Raw genomic sequence first — 18,706 nt, forward strand, 5'->3', positions numbered from 1 at the left:
CCGAACGACTGAATTTCTATTTCGCTTTTCCCTGATTTGGCGACGGCCTCTTGTGCGGCCCGGATCGCTTCCTGGTCGCCTAAGTAGTAGCTTCTTCAACCGCTTCAGGTCGCCATCGAGTTCATAAACAAGCGGCACGCCGGTCAGGATATTTAGGTTCACGATCTCCTCCGTCCGAGATACCGTCAGATGCGTTACCAATAACCGCAGGCTATTGCCGTGTGCCGCAACGATCAGCCGCTTCCCTGCCTTCACCTTTGGACCGATCTCGTTTTCCCAGTAGGGCTGGACACTCGACGGTGTCAGCTAACACTCCGGCCTTCGGAAAATTCTCGATCCCCCGCACTGGAGCGAGGATCATTCCCGAGATATCGCTCATCACGGTTCGTCACTCCGGCGGCGGAACGTCGCAGCTCCTTCGCCAGATCAGCACCTGTTCATCGCCCGGCTGCGCCGACGGTCTTTGCCCTATCAAGCCCCTGCAAACCGCCGCCAGTGCCCGCTCATTGAGCAGCCACGACTTCGTCTCCGGGATCCACATCAGGTCCATCTCGCCGAGGCACCAGCCAAAGCGTCCTGATCGCCCGCTTCAGCACAAATGTGTATGCCTCATCGCGAACGTAAACCCCTCTCGGCCGTTAGCAATTCACCCGCCGCCTTTGCCTCGGCAATTCCTTCCTCGGAAAGATCGACGTCCTTCCAACCGGTAAACCGATTTTCCTTGTTCCACTGGCTCTCGCCGTGACGAATTGAACTAATTTATGCATTCTCAAATCTTAAGCCGAAAACATTTTTCAAAAGCCGTAAGCTTTTAGCCTTAAACTCTTAGCCCATATCGGAACTCCTGGCTTACAGCTTCGGCTAGCGGCTTAGAGCTATTTTCTAACCTCACCCACAAGATAGAGCGGGCCGGTAACCAAAAATTAGCTCTGTCGATCCCGCGGCCGCCAGGGCATCTTCAACCGAGTTCGTTGTGACTATCTTTTCCGCGTCAAAGCCCTCAGGCACGAACTCCAAAAGCTCCTCGCCGGTCATCGCGCGTGAATTTACGAGGTTGCGTCAATATCAATCGTTCAGCCCGCGGCCAAAGATCTCTCTGCGATCTCGGCAACGTCTTTGCCCCGCATCGCCGAAGATCATTGCGAGCGGCCGCTTTTCCCAACATACGTGAGATAGGCTACCAGCGCTAGCTCCGGCTAGGTTTTAGGCTCCGTCGAGCAAAACATTGTCGATGTATTCAAGCCGCCCTGGATGGATCGCAGTGTTGAGCCCTTTGCGAATATTTTCATCGGTGATCGGAAAATACTTTCGCAATATATCCGCCACGAGGATCGCGACTTCGGCATTCGCGACCTGGTGAGCACCGAGAAGGCTCAGGTTACTTGTAAGAGATCGCAGGGGCATCCCAAGTGCTTTCGTCAAAACCACGGCTGTCTCACGCACAAAAAAAACACCTCTACTATGTGCCTCTCCGATCACGCCCTCGGAGAACGTTCATCACCGCAGGCGATTGCCGGCCGATCACCACGGCTTCGGTCTGTTGGCGGATTATCGCCGCCTTTTCCGCCGCGATCTGTTCGATCGTATCGCCGAGGTATTCCTGATGGTCGAGGTCGATCTGCGTGATGGCAGCTATCTCTGCATTGGCGGGGGTTGTTGCATCGGGCCTGCCACCGAGACCGGTTTCGAGTATTGCGAGTTCAACCGTAGCCTCAGCAAAAGCAAGCAAAGCGATCGCCGTCACCTGTTCAAGAACGTCGGACGATACGCAAGCCGTCCATCTGAAAAGCCGCTCAGAAGTCTCGCACATGGGTAGCGAGCCGTGCAAAATCGCCTTCGCTAATATCGGCCCCGTCGATCTTGATCCGTTCGGTTATCGAGACAAGATGCGGTGAAGTGTAGAGCCCTCGCCGAATGTCCGCTTGGACGCAGATCGAATCAAGAAAAGCGCAGACCGACCCCTTACCGTTCGTCCCCGCGACCTGCACCTTCAAATACTTTTTCATGCCTTCGGATTTCCAAGCTCAGCCAATAACGTACGGATATTCTCCAGCCCAAGCTTCATCGCCTCGACCTCGTTGCCGAGCGAGTACAGATACTTTTCAGACTCCTGAAAATTCGTGTTATTTGATTGCCAGTAGGCGACGATGATAATTGATCTGGCCGAGGTGATAATTCAGGTGCGTTGCGAGGAACCAGGAAGAACTCGGTCGACATCGGATGGCCGAAGACCTCGATCGGGTACGTTTTCTGAAGGTCCTCGTCGGTGATCTTTGCTAGAACCGCTTTGACGTCGGCTGCGGCCGCATCGACCTCCGCTAATAGCGTCGCCCTGGGACGAACCTTGAAGCAAACTCAGCATCGCGGTCGCGAACATATTCCGTCCCGCCGAGCACGGCCCCGAAAAAATGCCGCAGATTCCCTGCAAGATGCAGGCAAAGATTGCCCGCCGAGTTAGCGATCTCGCCCTCGACCCGCCATAGATCGCCTTCGTTCGCGTAGGCCTCGACCTCAGCTTTGAGTTTCGCGAGGTCGCGTTCAAAAATTTCGATCAGGACGTTTTGGAGCATCTTTGGATCAGGCAGCTTTGCGGTCGTTCATCATAAAACCAAGCAGGCGAATGATCGCCGTCCGCATTTCTCGGCGGTCAACTACCAAATCGACCATTCCGTGTTCTAGCAGGAATTCGCTGCGTTGGAAGCCTTTTGGGAGTTTTTGTCGGATCGTTTGTTCGATGACTCGCGGGCCGGCAAAGCCGATGAGGGCTTTGGGTTCGGCGATTATTACGTCGCCAAGCATTGCAAAGCTCGCTGTAACCCCGCCGGTTGTCGGATCTGTCAGCACCGAAATGAACGGCAGTCCTGCCTTGTCGAGCAGCGAAAGGGCCGCCGAGATCTTGCCCATCTGCATCAGCGAGAGCGTGCCTTCCTGCATCCTCGCTCCGCCCGAGGCAGAGAAAATGATGACCGCGCCTTTATTCTCGAGAGCCCGCTCGATCTGCCGCGTGATCTTTTCGCCGACCGCCGAGCCCATCGACCCGCCAATGAACGACATATCCATCGCCGCCGCGTAAACAAGATGCCCGCCGACCTTTCCGCTGCCCGAAATGATAGCTTCCGGCAACCCCGAGGCCGCCTTTGCCGCCTCGATCCGGTCCTTGTAGGGCTTCGTATCTACAAAACCGAGCGGGTCGGTCGAGGTGACCTCGTCGTCAACCCGCTCATATTTGCCGTCGTCAAACAGCGCGTCCAACCGCTCGATCGCCGAATAACGAAAATGGTGACTGCAGTGCGTGCAGACCTGCTGCGACTCGATCAGCTCACGCTTATACAACGGATTTTCGCAATCCGGGCATTTAATAAAGATCCCGGACGTGTTAACCGTCCGCTCTTCCTCGGGCTGTGCAGCGTCGATCTTCGGTTTGTCTCGCCTAAACCAGGCCATAAGTTCTCACGATCTCGTCAGGCCATTCCCAACCGCCTGCGGCGGCATCGGCCTTTCTCTTTTTGGCTAAATAAGCTCTAAAGATTAACACTAAATCCAACCGTATGTTCGGTCACCTTAGCACAGCTAGCATCTGTTCGTGTATCGTTCCATTGCTCGCGACGATCGGCGGCGTGTAGATGCTGAACGGCGAGCCGTCGTAGTAGCTGACCGTCCCGCCGGCCTCCTCTATCAGCAGCTTTCCGGCGGCGACGTCCCACGGGTTCAGGCCTTCTTCCCAAAACCCGTCGAATCTTCCGCATGCAACATAAGCGAGATCGATCGCCGCCGAACCATCGCGGCGAACTCCGCGCGATGTCAGTAAAAACTCGGTGAGGTGCCGGGCAAACTTCTCGCGGTGCTTGATGTCGTACGGGAAGCCGGTAACAAGCAACGCATTCCCAAGCTCGTCGGTCCGCGAAACCCGGATCGGCTTCCCGTTGAGCGTCGCTCCGCGGCCCTTTTCAGCTGTGAAAAGCTCGTCGCGGGTCGGGTCGTAGGTCACACCGAGCACGACCTCGCCTTCGTGTTCAAGCGCGATGGTCACGCAAAAACAAGGATAGCCGTGAGCATAGTTCGTCGTTCCGTCGAGCGGGTCGATTATCCATTTGTGCCCGCCGTCAACGCCGGTGACGACCGCGTTTCCGGCTTCCTCGGCCAGGATCGCGTGTCGCGGAAAATGCGACTTGATCCGTTCGACGATCAACGCCTCCGACGCAAGATCGGCTTCGGTAACAAGATTGATGTCGCCCTTTTTCGTGACGCTCTCTATCCGTCCGAACTTCTCAAGCAAAACACGCCCGGCATCCCGGGCGGTTTCGATAGCAAAATTGAGCATAAAGATACTTTAGCGGAAATAGATGTCCACGTAGTCGGTCACGCCATCGCACGGGTTCTGCATTTCCTGCAAGCGCCAATATTTCCTCGTGCCCGTGACCCGAAATATGAACGTGCCCTCGCGGACGCACGGCTCGCCGTTGTTGATGTGGCTGACCTGAGTCGTGATCGTTCCGTTCATTCGTGAATTCGCGGGCCTTTATCGTCTCGATCTCACCGATGATGGTCACAAAGTCTGTGTTGCCGCGGCCCTTTTGCTCACCTTTGATCGAATAAAGGCCGCTCCGAAGCGTGACGTTCGCCCGCCCAAAATAGTCCCAGCTTATCCACTGGAGCGAGAACATATGCCGACCAGCAGCCGCCGGGCCGCGGCCCGGTCCTGAACCTCGGTCCGCGGCTGGGCAAATGCCTCCGCAGTTCCGAACAAAAGTAACGCCAATGCAAAGATCGCTAGTTTCGTTTTCATATATTTACTTTGTGGTCAAAATTCTCAGCCACCTGCAAAAATTCGCGGACCTGCTTATTCCAATAGGGCCAGTTATGTGCTCCCGGAAGCTGCCGATATTCGTGTGGGATCTTTTTTTCCGCGAGCAATGCCACGAAATCGCGATTGTTCTGAAAAAGAAAATCCTCCGTGCCGCAGTCAACGTAAAGAAATGGCATCGCCTTTACCTTTTCCGGCGTGGCCTCGCGGACCATCTTGAATATGTCGTTCGCCGCTCGCGTCTCGCTGTCTGCCGGCCCGAAGACCTCGGCGATCGACCGGATCGAGGATGTGCTCCGCCCTTCTCCGCTCAACGAAGCCGCCCCCAGAGCTCCGCTAAAGCTGCCGGCAAGCGCGAACATCTCCGGATACTTTAACCCAAACTTGATCGCTCCGTACCCGCCCATTGAAAGCCCGGCTATGGCTCGTCCGCTGCGTGTCCCTATGGCTCGATATTTCTTCTCAACCTCAGGGATCAATTCCTTAATTATGTAGCTTTCGTATTTCTCTTCCGGCTTCGTGTGGCTGTCCGTGTACCAGCCGTTGGCGCCTTCGGGCGTGACGATAATGAATTCATGCCCCTCGGCATAGGCCGGCAGCTTGGTCAGGTCTGTCCAATTACGGAATCGTCCCGTCAGCCCGTGAAGCAGATAAATGACCGGATACTTCCTGTCCTTCTCGGCCGCAGCCCCTTTGTCGGCAGATCACCCGATACGGCATCTGCCGTCCCATCAGCTTGCTGTCAAGCTTCGTGATCTGGAAACGTTTGCCGCGAAGCGGCGCCGCGGTCGGCGACTGGATAAAATGCCTAGTCGGTCAGCCCATCAAAATCGACCGAAACACAAACAGAGCGGCGGAAATAGGGACTTGTTTGATCTTCGACTTCAGTTCATGTTTATCCCTCAGTCTTATGTATTGACCGCATCCGCTGCCGAGCCTTCTTTGAGCGGCGAAGCGTTCCGCCGCGGCCGCGGAATGGGCCGCCCGCCCAGTCCGAAACCTGCTTTAGCGGATGCCATTCAAAGTTCTCAAGCGGCAGCACCTCGGACGAAGAGTCGCGAAGCCGCAGCGTGCTGAACGCGACGAAAAATATCAGGAAATTGAACAACGCTCCGAACATTATCACTACCCAGCCAGGTGCAAGTCCCACCATTGCCCGATCGAAAAAGAGATCCCAGAACCGCTCGCGGTCCGCCGGAGACGTCGATGGGATCGGTGACGGATGCAGATAGACCTTCAGAGCCCATGAAAGTGCAAGCAGGATAAATATCCACAAATAGTTTGCCCGCAGCCTTCGCCCGAGAGCTTCCCAGATGCTTATCGTAAAGTGCGGCGAAAGCAGGTCCGCCGAGATATGGTCGGCCCATTCTTTGTCCGGCGGTATCGTTCGGTGCGAAAGCATCGGGGCAAAATAACCGGTCTCAAGCACCCGCACGCGGTTTGCCCAAACTTCGTAATAGCGGTAACGCCTCGCTTCCATAAAAAGAAAGATCGAGACGAGTATCGTGTTGATCGGGATCGCAAAATGCGGGTTGTCCGGCGAACTGAATACGAATGAAAGCGTTGCACCGGCGGTGATAACGGCCCAGTTCGTCGTTGCGTCGAGCCGATTTCGCCAGATATTGGACCGCGCTACCTCACCGCGATAAAAGTGGACCATCGCCGTGTTGAACTCGGATAGCGAAAGCTTTTGCGGCAAGAAGACGCTAAAATCACGCTCGTGGCCGAACGCGACGAACATTGGATGGATTTGGCTCTTGAACAAGCACGCATCGCCGCCTCGCTCGACGAGGTGCCGGTCGGGGCATGTGTCGTTTCCGCCGAGGGCGATCTGCTTGCCGCTGCCTCGAACCGAACAATCGCCGATAGCGACCCGACGGCGCACGCCGAGGTGCTCGCGATCCGTGCTGCCGCCGAGCGGATCGGCAACTATCGCCTTACCGGTACGACGCTTTATACGACCATCGAACCGTGTGTGATGTGTGCCGGAACCTTGGTCAATGCCCGCGTCGGGCGGCTCGTCTTCGGGGCACCGGACGAACGCTACGGAGCGGTCGTAACGCACTTCGGCGTGTGCGACAGCCCGCTTCTCAATCATCGGCTTGAGATCGCGGCCGGTGTTCGGGTCGAAGAATGCCGTTCCCTAATGAAGGAATTTTTCCGGAAAAAACGGCTTGCCGCTTGATATTTTTTCCCGTCGACACGTATTATTAGAAGTTCGCGGAGAGGTGCGAGAGTGGTTGAATCGGGCGGTCTCGAAAACCGTTGTACCCTAACGGGTACCGTGGGTTCGAATCCCACCCTCTCCGCCACAGATCTTTTTCAGGGTTCTTAAGCGTTCAGTAATATCTTTCGGGTTCGTCATCGCCGGATCGCTGTTTAAGGATCAGGCTATTTGAAAACTTGCTTTACCATTCGAACTCGGCCCAGCAGTATCACTTTCACTGACATTTCAATTGGAGGAAATTGTTATGCCTATTAGCAAGAGGTTGGCTGCTGAGTTCATCGGAACTCTTTGGCTCGTTCTGGGTGGATGCGGAAGCGCGGTGCTCGCGACCAACTACCCGAATGCGGGGATCGGTTTTGCCGGCGTTTCGCTCGCCTTCGGCCTTACGGTTTTGACCGGTGCATATGCGCTTGGCCACATCTCCGGAGCACATTTTAACCCGGCAGTTTCGATCGGACTTTGGGCCGGAAAGCGTTTTCCGGCGAATGAGCTTTTGCCGTACATCGGCGCTCAGGTTCTCGGTGCAATAGCCGGTGCAGGAATTCTTTTCCTCATCGCCACCGGAAAAGATGGATTCTCGGCAGTCGCCGGCGGCTTTGCCTCGAACGGATTTGGTGCCGGATCGCTCGGCTCGCCCGGCGGATATGCAGCCCACGCGGCATTCGTCTCCGAAGTCGTAATGACGTTCTTTTTCGTCGTCGTTATCCTCGGGGCAACGAGCAAATGGGCACCGAAAGGCTTCGCCCCGCTCGCCATCGGGCTTTGCCTGACGCTCATTCACCTGATCACGATCCCGGTAACCAACACTTCGGTCAATCCGGCCCGAAGCACCGGACCGGCGTTGATAGTCGCCTTTCAGGGCGGAAGCTGGGCGGTCGAACAGCTCTGGATGTTCTGGGTAGCACCGGTCCTCGGCGCCACGATCGCCGGGTTCTTCTACCTTTGGCTTGCCGGAGAGGACGAAGAACCAGCAGCCGTAAAGGCGGAACATGGCGATTCGAGCGGAGATGCCGGAACGTCGCGTTCAGATGATGATGACCACAGCAAATAAGTAGTCCATCTTCAGCTTGTTTGAAAATTTAGGTTTGTGCGGAAAGGTGCAGGAGCGGTTGAACTGGCTACATTGGAAATGCAGTGAACCTCAAAAAGGGTTCCGTGGGTTCGAATCCCACCCTTTCCGCCATACAAAAGGAGAAAGGATGAAGGATGAGGGATAAAGGTAATACTCCCATCCCCGTCCTTTTTTCGTTTTCTGCATTTCATGTTCGAATTTCCAGAGGCACTGATTGCTCCCTATGCAAAACAACCTTAAAACTAGGACCAAGGATTACGCAGTCCGGATCATACGGCTTTACTCGTCGCTGCCGCGAACTACCGAGGCACAGGTACTCGGAAAACAGATCCTTCGTTCGGGCACATCCGTCGGAGCTCACTACCGCGAAGCGCAGTATTCGAAGTCCGACGCCGATTTCGTAAGTAAAATCCAAGGGCTCTTCAGGAGCTCGAAGAAACCAGCTATTGGCTTGAAATACTTGTCGAGATGAAAATCTTTGATCTGCAGAAACTAGCACCGCTCCAGAAAGAAACTTGGAACTCATCGCGATATTTATTACTATCTCGAAGAAAATGAAGATGCGATGATCAGGAATTCGTCTGAGACAACATTCGCCCTTCCTGACTTTATCCTTCATCCTTTATCCTTTATCCTTTTCTTTGGTCCCAGGCTCCGCACAAGGGCTGTGGTGTGAACTCCGCTAGGCGAGGAATCGAGCAACGGTAGCATTTTCACCCTGTGTTGCGGTTAAGTCTGGGGCCATTCGTCTATACAGTGCGGCTGTCGGCTCTCGCTCTTTCGCAATATGCTCCTTTTGGGCGAGGGACACTTTATCCTTTATCCTTTATCCTTTATCCTTTAGCTACCGATGTCTTATCAGGTAATCGCCCGAAAATGGAGGCCGCGAAACTTCGAAGAAGTCACCGGCCAGGAGCACATCACTCGTACGCTCAGCAACGCGATCGAGCACGACCGGCTCCACCATGCCTATTTGTTTTCGGGTGCACGCGGAGTTGGCAAGACAACCTCGGCCCGCATCTTCGCCAAGGCATTGAACTGCCGCCGGACGGATGGCCCGACCGCGATTCCCTGCTCCGCCGACTCGGGCGAGATATGCGTTTCCTGCCTTGAGATCTCCGAAAGCCGCTCGATCGACGTGCTTGAGATCGACGCCGCTTCGCACACCGGCATCGACGATATTCGCGACACGATCCTCGAGAATATCACCGTAAACCCGGCGCGCGACCGCTACAAGATCTTCATTATCGACGAGGTCCATCAGCTCTCGCGGCAAGCATTCAACGCTCTTCTCAAAACGCTCGAGGAACCGCCGCCAAACGTTGTCTTCATCATGGCGACGACCGAGCACCACAAGGTGCCGGAGACGATCACTTCGCGGTGCCAGGAGTTCATTTTCCGCACCATTCCGCAGCAGAAGATCTTCGAGCGGCTTCGGCTGATCGCCGACGCGGAAAAGATCGACATTGCCGACGAGGCACTTCGCGAGATCGCTCGCTCAGGCGAGGGCTCAATGCGCGACGCCCAGTCGAATTTTGACCAGGTGATCAGCTTTTCCGGAGCAAAGATCGGCCGCGAAGATGTGGTTTCCGCTCTCGGCATCGCGGGTTCGGATAACCTCTCTGCCGTCATCAAAGCCGTCGCCGAGAATGATGCCGCCGCGATCCTTCGTGTGGTCGATGACCTCGTCTCCGGCGGCCATGACCTCCGCAACTTCTGCCGAGACCTATTGGGCTTTGTCCGCGATCTTTCGGTGCTCAAGGTCTCGGGCTCGGAAGAGTTCATCGACGGCTCGGCTTTTCCCGCCGACGAGATGAAGCAGATCGCCGAAGCGTTCTCGGCCTCCGACCTTTTCCGCATCTTCCATTCGCTTGCGGAAACGGAGGTCCGGCTTAAAGAAGCTCTCCAAAGCCGCTACGTGCTCGAGCTCGGGCTCGTCCGGCTGTCAGAGATGAAACGCGTAACGCCCGTCGAAGAGCTCCTGAAAAGGCTTGCGGAACTCGAATCCTCGCTCGGCTCCTCTGAACCGCGTGCCGCGACCGCCAACACTTCGAGCCCGAAAGCACCGATCCCGGAAAAAAAAACTCTGAACTCTGAGCCGGCTGCTCGATTTGCCGAGCCGCCGCCCGAGGAACCGCCGTTTTATCCCGAAGAGCCGCCCTTCGAGCCGCCTTTCGATCCCGAACCCACGCCGATCGAGCCCGTTCGGGAACGTGCCGAATTCGCCGTCCCCGACGATCTTCCATCAAAGATCCCACCGCGAACTGCCGAAGAGCTTGAGCATTTCGAAGCTCCGGCGCTTGATACTGCGTTCGAAGAAGCCGTGCTCCGTTCCGGCGAGAGTATGGTCTTTCTTAGCGTCGGCCCGGAGCTGAAAGCACAAATTGTTCCCGCTGCCGTTGCCGCGGCGCATGCCGGGTCGTCATCAGCTCCGTATCGCAATTATGTACGCGACAGCGAACGGATCATACCCGATTTCGCCCGCCCGCCCGCCGAACCCGAAGAAGACCTGACGATGCCCGAACCGCCGCCGGAAGACGCTTCGCCCGACGTGCTTCTCGAATATGCCGGCAACCGGCCCGACGTCCGAAAAGTGCTGAAGCTTTTCCGGGCGGAGCTGGTCGACGTCCGCCGAGCGGACAAGTGAATTGCCGGAAGTAGCTTTGCCGATGCGGTGATTTTGCGACAATCAGCGGTAAGGAATGAAACTGAAAAGCCAAGCTCCGTTCGCCGCTTTCCTTCTGTTGATCTTCCACCTCGCGGTGGCTTTGCCGGCCGTTGCCCAGGACGAACCTTTCTCGATCAATCGCTCGCCGCTTCCCGCACCGACCGGATTTGTGAACGACTTCGCCGGCGTCCTAAGCCCGGAAGATAAGAACAACGTCGAAACACGGCTTCGCGAGTTCCGCGACAAGACCGGAGTTGAGATCTCCGTCGCGGTTGTCCGGACCACCGGCGAACGCGATATCTTCGATTATTCGCTCGCCGTCGCACGCGGATGGGGCATCGGGCTTGATCAGGACGATAATCCTGCGGCACTGCTCTTTATCGCGGTTGACGACCGGAAATACTTTACCCACGTTAGCAAAGACCTCGAGGACGAACTCCCTGATGGTCTCGTCGGCGATCTTCAGCGTCGTTACCTTGTGCCGGAGTTTCGCAAAGGCAACTACGGGAAAGGCATCGCCGATACGATCGAAATGTACATTCGCACCTATGAGGCCCGCAGCAGCGGCTCGGTGCTGACACCAACGCTGCCGAATAACGAAGGCCCAAGCGAGGCTCCGCTTTTCAGCATATTTTGCTGTCTCGCTATCATGCTTTTTCTGATACTTGTGGCCTGGTCAAACCGCAACAAACGCGGCCGATCGGATGATGATAACGACCGTTGGGGCGGCGGTGGATTCGGCGGGGGCGGCGGAGCATTGCCCTGGATAATCCTCGGCGGCTCGGGCGGCAGCTCGTCTGACAGTTCGTCGTCCTGGGACTGGGGCGGAGGTGGCGGCTCGGATTGGGGCGGCTTTGGCGGCGGCGGCGATTTCGGAGGCGGCGGTGCCGGCGGCGATTGGTAGCGGGAACAATTATGCAGAATCAATTTTCAGCATTTATCGATGACCTAAAGACGACCCACGGCCGCAATCTCGCTTCGGTTGTTCTTTACGGCTCGGCCGCGGCCGGAGATTTTATCCCGACGCGGTCCGATTACAATATCCTCATCGCCCTGCACGAGATAACGCCGAAGGAGCTCCGCAGTTCCCACGCTTGCATCCGCGAATGGCACAAGCTTGGCCATCCGGTGCCGGTCTATTTCACGGTCTCCGAGCTTAAGAACGCCGCGGATGTTTTCCCCATCGAGTTTCACCAAATGGAAATGGCCCACAAGGTGCTTTACGGCTCTGACGTGCTCGAAGGCCTCGAGATCCACGACGATTTTCTTCGCCACCAGATCGAATACGAACTCCGAAGCAAGCTCTTGCTGCTTCGGCGTCAGTATATTCCGGCCTCGGCGTCTCCCGAAGGGCTCAAAAAGCTGATGGGCGAAAGCCTGACCAGCTTTTCGGCACTCTTCCGGGCGATACTGCTAATGCTCGGCGAAAAAGCGCCAAACAAGAAACGCGGGATCGTCGACCGGGCGGTCGCAAGGCTTGGTCTGGACAGCGAGGTCTTTGAATTGTTATTTAGAATAAGAGAAAATGACCACACATTGGAGATGGACGAAAAAGGGGCCGACGATCTATTTGGTCGCTACCTTTTGCAGGTCGAAAAGACCATTAACTCGATAGATAGTATCGGAAAAGGCTAACGGCGATTGCCGGGGAAGAAGAACGAATATGAAACGAGCGATCTTATTGACAATAGCGGTGTTCTCGGCCACTTTTCTTAGCGGCTGCAGCTACAACGAACTGACGGCGAAACAGCAGAACGTAAAAGGCAAATGGGCAAACGTCGAGAGCTCGATGCAGCGGCGGGCCGACCTTATCCCAAACTTAGTAGAAACTGCTAAGATGGCCGGCGTGCAGGAGCAAGAGGTCTTCGGCCAGATCGCCGAAGCGCGGTCGCGTCTGCTTAACGCACAGCAGCAGCCCGGCCAGGGCGTCGAAGGCGACAAAAGTCCCGAGCAGCGGCAGGCCGTCATCGAAGCGAACAACAGCTTTGGCGGAACGATCGGCCGCCTGCTGAGCCTTCAGGAACAATACCCTCAGCTTCGTTCAAGCGATGCGTTTATGAAGGTTCAGGATGAGCTCTCGGGAACTGAAAACCGCATAAACACGGCCAGGATCGATTTCAATGAAGCTGTCACGGATTACAACACGACCCGCAACTCTTTCCCGGCGGTGATTACGGCAGGCATTTTCGGGTTCAAAGAGGAGCCCTTTTTCCAGGCGGACCCAAGTGCCCGGCAGGCCCCGACGGTCGGCGACGCAAACTCTCTCCGGCGTCAACAAGCACCAGCAAACCCTGCACCGGCGGCTAACAACTAGAGCAGTTCAAAATCCTCGGGAACTGCACATCGAACAATGATCGCAAGGCCTGTCGTTCGGCTCGAACTGACAGGCCTTACTTTCGCCAATACCTTCGAATATCTGGTCCGCGATCGCCTCGGCGATTGAAAATTGGTCAAAACTCGAATGGCCCGAGCGGATGTCCGAATCCGGAAATCGAGCTTCGTTGCGTAACTGTAGATCAGGTTGCTTCATTACGCAGTAAGATCGACCCGATCAACGACACCAACGATCGCAGAATCGATAGCGGCACCGGGTTTGCCGGTTGCGGCGGTCGAGGCTGACCAGCCTTCCTGGGCAATGAGGACGATATCGCCTTCGCCGGAATCGACCGAATCGAGAGCAAGGCAGGTGTATTCCATATCTTCGCCCTCGGGTGTGATCTGCCGGCAAAGCATTATCCGCGAACCCTCGTAGCGTTGGTTCTTTTGCGTCGCTACTACATTGCCGATAACCCTTGCGATAAGCATTGTAAAACTTAAACCTATCCCCGATTCAAAACATGCGAATCTGAATCGATTATTCCGACTATCGTACAATCGGTCGGCGTTTCGTCGCGTTTGAAGGGGAAAGATGCCTCTTTACCGCGGCACCAGAAGACAAGCTCGCCTTCGCCTGCTCCGACGGCGTCAAGAGCGATCATCGGCTTGCCTTTATCTTTGAGGTCGGCGTCCAGGGTCTGGACAATGAGGAACTTCCGCCCGTCGAGCGTCGCATTTTTAACGGTCGAGACGACCGTTCCGATAACCCGAGCGATCTGCATTATTTCGATCGGTCTGCAGCGGTAAGATCGATGGTGTCGATCACGCCGATTATCGCCGAATCGACCGGGCAATCCTTGTTCCCTTCGGCCATCCGGGCGGACGACCCGCCGACGACGATCACCTTTTCGTGAAACCCTGCCCCGACCGTATCGACAGCAACAACATAGCCGCTCTGGTCAGAGCCGTCGAGATTGACGGGCTTGACGATGAGCAGCTTCTTTCCGTGGAGCCGTGCGTCCTTCTGGGTCGAAACGACCGTCCCTAAGATGCGTCCAATAATCATGTACAGTGGCCAGTGATCGGTGGTCAGTGTTCAGCGTCAGAAGTTCTGACAACCGGCCACTGACCACTTACCACTATTTAAGAACTACCGGCAAGGCTTCATCCACGCTCGAGTGCGGGCGGGGGATCACGTGGACGCTGATAAGCTCGCCTACGCGCCGAGCGGCCGCGGCTCCGGCATCCGTCGCGGCCTTTACCGCAGCAACGTCGCCGCGGACGATGGCAGTAACGAACCCGGCCCCGATCTTTTCATAACCGACCAGCTGCACATTCGCCGCCTTAACCATGGCGTCCGCCGCTTCGATCGTCGCAACGAGACCTTTCGTCTCGACCATTCCTAATGCTTCCTGCATTTAGTTATTTTCTCCTGATTTGCAAAGGGACAGTAGTCCGACTGAACCGTAAGTTTAACCCTAAATTCGCCGCCTGGCTCAAAAGCTCGATCAACTCTTCTCTTGAGAGCGAGATCTTCTGCCCGTTTGCCTTATTCGCGGCCGGATAGTTTATATCAAGCTCGCATGTGATATTCGCTTCGTGCAGATATCCGCACGCCTGGCAGCGGGCGTTTTCTTTCAGGTAACCCGCTTTTTCTCTTATATTTATGAGCTTTTCGATGGCGTCTTTCGGCAGATCGTTGGCACCGCCGAGTGCTTTCGCGAGAATTGCAATGCGGGCCGTGTGCTCGAGCGTCTCGAGCCGGTCAAACGCCTGCCATAGGTCGTCGCCATATGCGACCGCGCCGTGATTCGCCATCAATAGCGTTGTGATGGGCAACAAACGGCTTCATCGCCTCGGTCAGCTCATTCGTGGATGGCGTTCCGTAATCGGTTAGCGGTACGCAGCCGAGCGTCAGAATAACCTCGCTTAAATTGGTTTATCGATGGCCAAACCGGCGACCGCAAACGCCGTCCCGTGCGGCGGATGTGCGTGACAGACGGCCTTTACATCCGGCCGCATCTTGTAGATCAGCAAATGCATCGCGAGCTCCGACGACGCACGCTTATCAGAAAGCGGCTTGCCGTCCATGTCCGTCAGGGCAAGGCTATCTTCCGTCATACGGCCTTTGCAGGTCATCGTCGGCGTTGCGAGCACGGTGTTCTCGTCAAGCCGGATGCTGACATTGCCGTCCGATGAGACGACATAGCTCCGTTCATAGAGCAGCTTGCCGATCTCGATGATCAATTTTCTGGCCGATGATTCGTCCATATAAACAAGAATCCACAGATTAACACAACACCGCGGTCGCGTTAACCTGTGGATCGAAACTTGTACGAATATTTACCGGACGCGTTCGAAAGTAACGCGGCCATCGTAAACCGGAGGAGCCGGGGGGGCCGGCGGCATCGGCGGCGTGACAGTAATTTCGGACGCCATATTGTTCAGCCGCTCGACCGTCATTCGCAGTTCCTCGTTCTCCATTGTAAGCCGAACGTTCTCGCGACGAAGCCCACGCATTTCGCGTTTGAAGCGTTTACAGTCATGCCGGTTCTTAAAGGAGCTCTTAAAAGATTCGGTCGGCGATGAAAGCGGTACGAAGATGCTTGCGATCAGCACACCGATGGTCACAGCAAAAACGAAGGGAATGACGCGTTTGATTACGGAAAGAAATTGCATACTACACCTCAACTACCTCAAGAATGAATACGTCGGTTCGCCGGGAACGGTTTCACCTTGCCGGAGAAACGCGGGGAAAAAGGCCCGGTGGCCGCTGCCAAATTCCATTCTAAAGGTTTTATGCCTCGATGTGAAGGTTTATATTCCGGGTTCGGCTAAAATGACGAGATTTTTTTCGGCCCGATGCCCTCTTTTGCCAACCGGGCCGCAATCCCTTACTATTTTTGGGCAGGCTCGACGCAGTTTTTCGTCTCGTTAACAATCTATGATCGCATTTCTTTCGGGAAAGATCCTCGAAAAGCATCCGGCGTCGGTCGTTATTGACGTTGGGGGCGTCGGCTACGATGTCGCGATACCGCTCTCGACCTTTTACGAACTCGGCGAACCGGGTGGCGATGTCCAGCTCCGTATTTACACGCTCGTCCGCGAGGACGCGATCCAGCTTTACGGCTTTCGCACCGAGCGCGAACGCGAGCTTTTTCTGAAATTGATCGCGGTTCAGGGCTTCGGGGCGAAAAGCGGCATCACGATGCTCTCCGGAATGGCGCCGACGAGATCATCGCTGCCATCCGTGCCGGAAAGATCGAGCGGCTGACCTCGATCCCCGGCGTCGGCCGCAAGACCGCCGAGCGGCTGATCGTCGAACTCCGCGACAAGGTCGGCGAGATCGCCGTTAGCTCTGCCGCCGGTTCCGGCACTCAAACTTCCGCCGGGCTTGAAAGCGACGCCGTCGTCGATGATGCGCTTTCCGCCCTCGTCAACCTCGGCTACCAAAAGAACGCCGCCGAAAAGGCCCTGCAGCAAGCCCTCGAGGACGGCGCCGAGCTCAACGTCCAAAAACTCCTCCGAGCCGCCCTCCAACGCCTAGCTAAATGATCGAAAGGAGCGCACCTCGTAGCGCCGGCCTAGCTCCAATAGTCGCGGTCGAGGGAGCGGTAGTTGATCGCTTCGGAGAGGTGTTCGGGGCCGATAGCGTCGGCGGCGGCGAGGTCGGCGATGGTGCGGGCGACCTTGAGGATGCGGTCGTGGCCGCGGGCGGAGAGGCCCTGGCGTGTCATCGCCCGTTCGAGCAGGGTTTCGCCGGCGGCATCAAGGGCGCAGAACTTGCGGATCTGGCCGGGCGACATTGCGGAATTGGAGAAGATGCCCTCGCCGCGAAAGCGTTCGAGCTGGCGGCCGCGGGCTTCGATAACGCGTTCGCGGATGTCGGTGGAGGGCTCGGCGGTGCCGTTGGAGCGGCCGCGGAGCTCGGTAAATTTTACGGCCGGCACGTCGACGTGGATGTCGATGCGGTCCATCAGCGGGCCGGAGATCTTGCCGACGTAACGCTGGATCTGCATCGGCGAGCACTTGCACTCGCGGCCCGAGCCGAAGTAGCCGCACGGACACGGGTTCATCGAGGCAACGAGCGTGAAATTTGCCGGAAAGGTCAGCGACGAAGCGGCCCGCGAGATGGTGACCTGTTTGTCCTCCATCGGCTGCCGCAGGACCTCAAGCACGCCGCGGTCAAACTCCGGCAGCTCGTCGAGAAAAAGCACGCCGAGATGTGCGAGCGAGACCTCGCCGGGCTTTGGCATCGAGCCGCCGCCGATCAGCCCCGCCTGCGAGACGGTGTGGTGCGGCGACTTGAACGGCCGCTCAGTGACGAGCCCGCTCCGGCCGGTAAGCCCGGCGACCGAGTGGATCTTCGTTATCTCGAGCGCCTCCTCAAATTCGAGCGGCGGGAGGATGGTCGGGAGCCGCTTGGCGAGCATCGTTTTGCCCGAGCCCGGCGGGCCAACGAAGAGTATGTTATGGCCACCGGCCGAGGCGACCTCAAGCGCACGCTTGGCCGTTTGCTGGCCGCGGACCTCGGCGAAATCGGCACGATAGGCGTCGGCGTTGCTGCGGAGCTCGTCCTCGCTGAGCACAAGCGGCGGAATGCGGGTCGGCTGGCCGGCGATGAGCTCCGCGGCGAGCGAGGCCGCCTCTTTCAGGCTCCGCACCGGAAAGACATTCACACCGCGGACGACCGCCGCCTCCTTGGCGTTCTCTTCCGGGACGAGCAGGTTGGCAAAGCCCTGTTCGCGGGCGGTGAGGGCGATCGAGAGCGCTCCCCGGACCGGCCGCACTCGCCCATCAAGCGAAAGCTCGCCGACGCTCAGCGTATCCGTGAGGCTCTCACCGCCGCCGAGGTCGGCATTTGCCCCTAGCACCCCGAGCGCGATCGGCAGGTCAAAGCTCGCACCTTCTTTGCGGACGTCCGCCGGAGCGAGGTTGACCGTGGTCTTGAGAAATGGGAAAAAGAAACCACTATTGTTGACCGCCGCACGTATCCGCTCGCGAGATTCGCGCACCGCCGTATCCGGCAGCCCGACGATCGTTATGTTGTTCTGGTCCTGCTCGCCGCTCGCCGGCCGCAGGTTCACCTCAATATCGACCACAAGCGCGTCAATGCCATAAACCGCGGCCGATTTTGTAACAAATAACATACACGGATCACGAGAGAAAAGACTTGCACCGAGAGAATACAACAACCCACGCCCATTCCAAAAACGCGGATCAAGTGAATGGGGAATTGCCGTGTCAGTAGCCCGACCGTGAGGGAGGGCTCATCTAAATGCGGAAGGCGGAGTTCGGAATGCGGAATCCCGGAACGGAAAGCTATAATCTTGAGTGCGGGGCAGGTTCGGGAACTGAAAATGAGCAATAGCGAGCTGATAATCTACCAGACCGAGGACGGCCGGACGCGGATCGAAACGCGGCTCGAGGACGAGACCGTTTGGCTGACCCAGGCAGCCATGGCGGAGCTATTTCAGGTCACGCCGCAGAACATAACGATGCACCTCCGCAATGTTTATGCGGAAGGCGAACTGGACGAAGCGGCAACTTGTAAGGATTTCTTACAAGTTCGGAACGAAGGATCTCGCAACGTCCACGCGGGTTCACTTTGGCGAGAGG

25 protein-coding genes, 2 tRNA genes, 1 other RNA gene and 3 pseudogenes are annotated in these 18,706 nt (G+C 56.8%); 12 read left to right on the forward strand and 19 right to left on the reverse strand.

What is annotated here, in order from left to right:
* The 11 genes and pseudogenes from IPM21_10695 to IPM21_10745 all read right to left on the reverse strand — a co-directional run bounded on the left by IPM21_10695 (position 1) and on the right by IPM21_10745 (position 6,545).
* Positions 1-759: pseudogene (locus tag IPM21_10695) on the reverse strand (2,3-bisphosphoglycerate-dependent phosphoglycerate mutase).
* Positions 760-1,203: 444 nt separating this feature from the next.
* Positions 1,204-1,443, reverse strand: coding sequence for a hypothetical protein (locus IPM21_10700; protein MBK9164358.1), 240 nt, complete (start codon positions 1,441-1,443; stop codon positions 1,204-1,206).
* Positions 1,444-1,459: 16 nt separating this feature from the next.
* Positions 1,460-1,810, reverse strand: a complete 351-nt coding sequence (locus IPM21_10705; protein MBK9164359.1) for a hypothetical protein — start codon at positions 1,808-1,810, stop codon at positions 1,460-1,462.
* A complete protein-coding gene (locus IPM21_10710; GenBank protein MBK9164360.1) occupies positions 1,794-2,006 on the reverse strand; it encodes a hypothetical protein in 213 nt (70 codons plus the stop codon). The genes IPM21_10705 and IPM21_10710 overlap by 17 nt, the downstream gene beginning before the upstream one ends.
* Positions 2,007-2,123: 117 nt before the next feature.
* A pseudogene (locus tag IPM21_10715) lies at positions 2,124-2,570 on the reverse strand (DUF1572 family protein).
* Positions 2,571-2,577: 7 nt separating this feature from the next.
* A complete protein-coding gene (locus IPM21_10720) occupies positions 2,578-3,444 on the reverse strand; it encodes an acetyl-CoA carboxylase carboxyltransferase subunit beta (protein ID MBK9164361.1) in 867 nt (288 codons plus the stop codon).
* A 112-nt stretch (positions 3,445-3,556) separates the two neighbouring features.
* Positions 3,557-4,321 (reverse strand): inositol monophosphatase, encoded by a 765-nt coding sequence (locus IPM21_10725; protein ID MBK9164362.1) that lies wholly within the window; start codon positions 4,319-4,321, stop codon positions 3,557-3,559.
* Positions 4,322-4,330: 9 nt separating this feature from the next.
* The gene (locus tag IPM21_10730) at positions 4,331-4,501 is read right to left on the reverse strand and encodes a hypothetical protein (GenBank protein ID MBK9164363.1); all 171 of its coding nucleotides are present in this window, start codon (positions 4,499-4,501) and stop codon (positions 4,331-4,333) included.
* 141 nt (positions 4,502-4,642) lie between these two features.
* On the reverse strand, positions 4,643-4,786 hold the full coding sequence (locus tag IPM21_10735) for a hypothetical protein (protein ID MBK9164364.1): 144 nt from the start codon (positions 4,784-4,786) through the stop codon (positions 4,643-4,645).
* A complete protein-coding gene (locus IPM21_10740; GenBank protein MBK9164365.1) occupies positions 4,783-5,460 on the reverse strand; it encodes an esterase family protein in 678 nt (225 codons plus the stop codon). The genes IPM21_10735 and IPM21_10740 overlap by 4 nt, the downstream gene beginning before the upstream one ends.
* A gap of 239 nt (positions 5,461-5,699) precedes the next feature.
* Positions 5,700-6,545 carry a DUF2270 domain-containing protein gene (locus tag IPM21_10745; protein ID MBK9164366.1) on the reverse strand — a complete coding sequence of 282 codons (846 nt, stop codon included), beginning with the start codon at positions 6,543-6,545 and terminating at the stop codon, positions 5,700-5,702.
* 3 nt (positions 6,546-6,548) lie between these two features.
* Between IPM21_10745 and IPM21_10750 the strand changes: the two genes are divergently transcribed.
* From IPM21_10750 to IPM21_10795, 10 genes and pseudogenes are all read left to right on the forward strand, one after another.
* A complete protein-coding gene (locus IPM21_10750) occupies positions 6,549-6,989 on the forward strand; it encodes a nucleoside deaminase (GenBank protein ID MBK9164367.1) in 441 nt (146 codons plus the stop codon).
* 37 nt (positions 6,990-7,026) lie between these two features.
* Positions 7,027-7,116 (forward strand) — tRNA-Ser (locus IPM21_10755).
* Positions 7,117-7,275: 159 nt separating this feature from the next.
* A complete protein-coding gene (aqpZ, locus tag IPM21_10760) occupies positions 7,276-8,082 on the forward strand; it encodes an aquaporin Z (GenBank protein ID MBK9164368.1) in 807 nt (268 codons plus the stop codon).
* Between the two features lie 40 nt (positions 8,083-8,122).
* Positions 8,123-8,214 (forward strand) — tRNA-Ser (locus IPM21_10765).
* Between the two features lie 112 nt (positions 8,215-8,326).
* Positions 8,327-8,661 (forward strand): annotated as a pseudogene (locus IPM21_10770) (four helix bundle protein).
* 87 nt (positions 8,662-8,748) lie between these two features.
* Positions 8,749-8,847, forward strand: an RNA gene (gene ffs / locus IPM21_10775) — signal recognition particle sRNA small type.
* 106 nt (positions 8,848-8,953) lie between these two features.
* The gene (gene dnaX / locus IPM21_10780; protein MBK9164369.1) at positions 8,954-10,750 is read left to right on the forward strand and encodes a DNA polymerase III subunit gamma/tau; all 1,797 of its coding nucleotides are present in this window, start codon (positions 8,954-8,956) and stop codon (positions 10,748-10,750) included.
* 55 nt (positions 10,751-10,805) lie between these two features.
* A complete protein-coding gene (locus tag IPM21_10785; protein ID MBK9164370.1) occupies positions 10,806-11,675 on the forward strand; it encodes a TPM domain-containing protein in 870 nt (289 codons plus the stop codon).
* Between the two features lie 11 nt (positions 11,676-11,686).
* Positions 11,687-12,406, forward strand: a complete 720-nt coding sequence (locus tag IPM21_10790) for a hypothetical protein (protein MBK9164371.1) — start codon at positions 11,687-11,689, stop codon at positions 12,404-12,406.
* Between the two features lie 28 nt (positions 12,407-12,434).
* Complete coding sequence (locus IPM21_10795) at positions 12,435-13,085, forward strand: LemA family protein (GenBank protein MBK9164372.1); 651 nt, start codon at positions 12,435-12,437, stop codon at positions 13,083-13,085.
* Between the two features lie 215 nt (positions 13,086-13,300).
* Here IPM21_10795 and IPM21_10800 read toward each other — a convergent pair whose 3' ends face one another.
* From IPM21_10800 to IPM21_10830, 7 genes are all read right to left on the reverse strand, one after another.
* On the reverse strand, positions 13,301-13,576 hold the full coding sequence (locus IPM21_10800) for a EutN/CcmL family microcompartment protein (protein ID MBK9164373.1): 276 nt from the start codon (positions 13,574-13,576) through the stop codon (positions 13,301-13,303).
* A 14-nt stretch (positions 13,577-13,590) separates the two neighbouring features.
* Complete coding sequence (locus IPM21_10805; protein MBK9164374.1) at positions 13,591-13,869, reverse strand: EutN/CcmL family microcompartment protein; 279 nt, start codon at positions 13,867-13,869, stop codon at positions 13,591-13,593.
* A complete protein-coding gene (locus IPM21_10810; protein ID MBK9164375.1) occupies positions 13,869-14,153 on the reverse strand; it encodes a EutN/CcmL family microcompartment protein in 285 nt (94 codons plus the stop codon). The genes IPM21_10805 and IPM21_10810 overlap by 1 nt, the downstream gene beginning before the upstream one ends.
* A gap of 73 nt (positions 14,154-14,226) precedes the next feature.
* Entirely contained in the window at positions 14,227-14,505 is a 279-nt protein-coding gene (eutM, locus tag IPM21_10815; protein ID MBK9164376.1) for an ethanolamine utilization microcompartment protein EutM, read from the reverse strand.
* A gap of 4 nt (positions 14,506-14,509) precedes the next feature.
* A complete protein-coding gene (locus tag IPM21_10820; GenBank protein MBK9164377.1) occupies positions 14,510-14,905 on the reverse strand; it encodes a class II aldolase/adducin family protein in 396 nt (131 codons plus the stop codon).
* Positions 14,906-15,016: 111 nt separating this feature from the next.
* The gene (locus IPM21_10825) at positions 15,017-15,358 is read right to left on the reverse strand and encodes a class II aldolase/adducin family protein (protein MBK9164378.1); all 342 of its coding nucleotides are present in this window, start codon (positions 15,356-15,358) and stop codon (positions 15,017-15,019) included.
* 72 nt (positions 15,359-15,430) lie between these two features.
* Positions 15,431-15,766, reverse strand: coding sequence for a hypothetical protein (locus IPM21_10830; GenBank protein MBK9164379.1), 336 nt, complete (start codon positions 15,764-15,766; stop codon positions 15,431-15,433).
* Between the two features lie 265 nt (positions 15,767-16,031).
* On the opposite strand from IPM21_10830, the gene IPM21_10835 reads away from it, so the two are divergent.
* Positions 16,032-16,361: a Holliday junction branch migration protein RuvA gene (locus IPM21_10835; protein MBK9164380.1), complete on the forward strand. Its 330-nt coding sequence runs from the start codon at positions 16,032-16,034 to the stop codon at positions 16,359-16,361.
* Positions 16,253-16,642 carry a hypothetical protein gene (locus IPM21_10840; GenBank protein ID MBK9164381.1) on the forward strand — a complete coding sequence of 130 codons (390 nt, stop codon included), beginning with the start codon at positions 16,253-16,255 and terminating at the stop codon, positions 16,640-16,642. The genes IPM21_10835 and IPM21_10840 overlap by 109 nt, the downstream gene beginning before the upstream one ends.
* Positions 16,643-16,671: 29 nt before the next feature.
* Here the strand turns inward: IPM21_10840 and IPM21_10845 are convergent, their stop codons facing one another.
* Positions 16,672-18,237, reverse strand: coding sequence for a YifB family Mg chelatase-like AAA ATPase (locus tag IPM21_10845; protein ID MBK9164382.1), 1,566 nt, complete (start codon positions 18,235-18,237; stop codon positions 16,672-16,674).
* Positions 18,238-18,706 lie beyond the last annotated feature (469 nt).

It is taken from the genome of Acidobacteriota bacterium, from assembly GCA_016716435.1.
Lineage (GTDB): Bacteria > Acidobacteriota > Blastocatellia > Pyrinomonadales > Pyrinomonadaceae > OLB17.

Coding starts and splice junctions, on each gene's coding strand:
- aqpZ (MBK9164368.1), top strand. CDS start 7,276: ATGCCTATTAGCAAGAGGTTGGCTGCTGAGTTCATCGGAACTCTTTGG.
- IPM21_10800 (MBK9164373.1), bottom strand. CDS start 13,576: ATGCTTATCGCAAGGGTTATCGGCAATGTAGTAGCGACGCAAAAGAAC.
- IPM21_10750 (MBK9164367.1), top strand. CDS start 6,549: ATGGATTTGGCTCTTGAACAAGCACGCATCGCCGCCTCGCTCGACGAG.
- IPM21_10745 (MBK9164366.1), bottom strand. CDS start 6,545: ATGTTCGTCGCGTTCGGCCACGAGCGTGATTTTAGCGTCTTCTTGCCG.
- IPM21_10795 (MBK9164372.1), top strand. CDS start 12,435: ATGAAACGAGCGATCTTATTGACAATAGCGGTGTTCTCGGCCACTTTT.
- IPM21_10835 (MBK9164380.1), top strand. CDS start 16,032: ATGATCGCATTTCTTTCGGGAAAGATCCTCGAAAAGCATCCGGCGTCG.
- IPM21_10825 (MBK9164378.1), bottom strand. CDS start 15,358: ATGGACGAATCATCGGCCAGAAAATTGATCATCGAGATCGGCAAGCTG.
- IPM21_10785 (MBK9164370.1), top strand. CDS start 10,806: ATGAAACTGAAAAGCCAAGCTCCGTTCGCCGCTTTCCTTCTGTTGATC.
- IPM21_10810 (MBK9164375.1), bottom strand. CDS start 14,153: ATGATTATTGGACGCATCTTAGGGACGGTCGTTTCGACCCAGAAGGAC.
- IPM21_10725 (MBK9164362.1), bottom strand. CDS start 4,321: ATGCTCAATTTTGCTATCGAAACCGCCCGGGATGCCGGGCGTGTTTTG.
- IPM21_10845 (MBK9164382.1), bottom strand. CDS start 18,237: ATGTTATTTGTTACAAAATCGGCCGCGGTTTATGGCATTGACGCGCTT.
- eutM (MBK9164376.1), bottom strand. CDS start 14,505: ATGCAGGAAGCATTAGGAATGGTCGAGACGAAAGGTCTCGTTGCGACG.
- IPM21_10820 (MBK9164377.1), bottom strand. CDS start 14,905: ATGGCGAATCACGGCGCGGTCGCATATGGCGACGACCTATGGCAGGCG.
- IPM21_10705 (MBK9164359.1), bottom strand. CDS start 1,810: ATGTGCGAGACTTCTGAGCGGCTTTTCAGATGGACGGCTTGCGTATCG.
- IPM21_10805 (MBK9164374.1), bottom strand. CDS start 13,869: ATGCAGATCGCTCGGGTTATCGGAACGGTCGTCTCGACCGTTAAAAAT.
- IPM21_10710 (MBK9164360.1), bottom strand. CDS start 2,006: ATGAAAAAGTATTTGAAGGTGCAGGTCGCGGGGACGAACGGTAAGGGG.
- IPM21_10735 (MBK9164364.1), bottom strand. CDS start 4,786: ATGAAAACGAAACTAGCGATCTTTGCATTGGCGTTACTTTTGTTCGGA.
- IPM21_10790 (MBK9164371.1), top strand. CDS start 11,687: ATGCAGAATCAATTTTCAGCATTTATCGATGACCTAAAGACGACCCAC.
- dnaX (MBK9164369.1), top strand. CDS start 8,954: ATGTCTTATCAGGTAATCGCCCGAAAATGGAGGCCGCGAAACTTCGAA.
- IPM21_10830 (MBK9164379.1), bottom strand. CDS start 15,766: ATGCAATTTCTTTCCGTAATCAAACGCGTCATTCCCTTCGTTTTTGCT.
- IPM21_10720 (MBK9164361.1), bottom strand. CDS start 3,444: ATGGCCTGGTTTAGGCGAGACAAACCGAAGATCGACGCTGCACAGCCC.
- IPM21_10730 (MBK9164363.1), bottom strand. CDS start 4,501: ATGAACGGAACGATCACGACTCAGGTCAGCCACATCAACAACGGCGAG.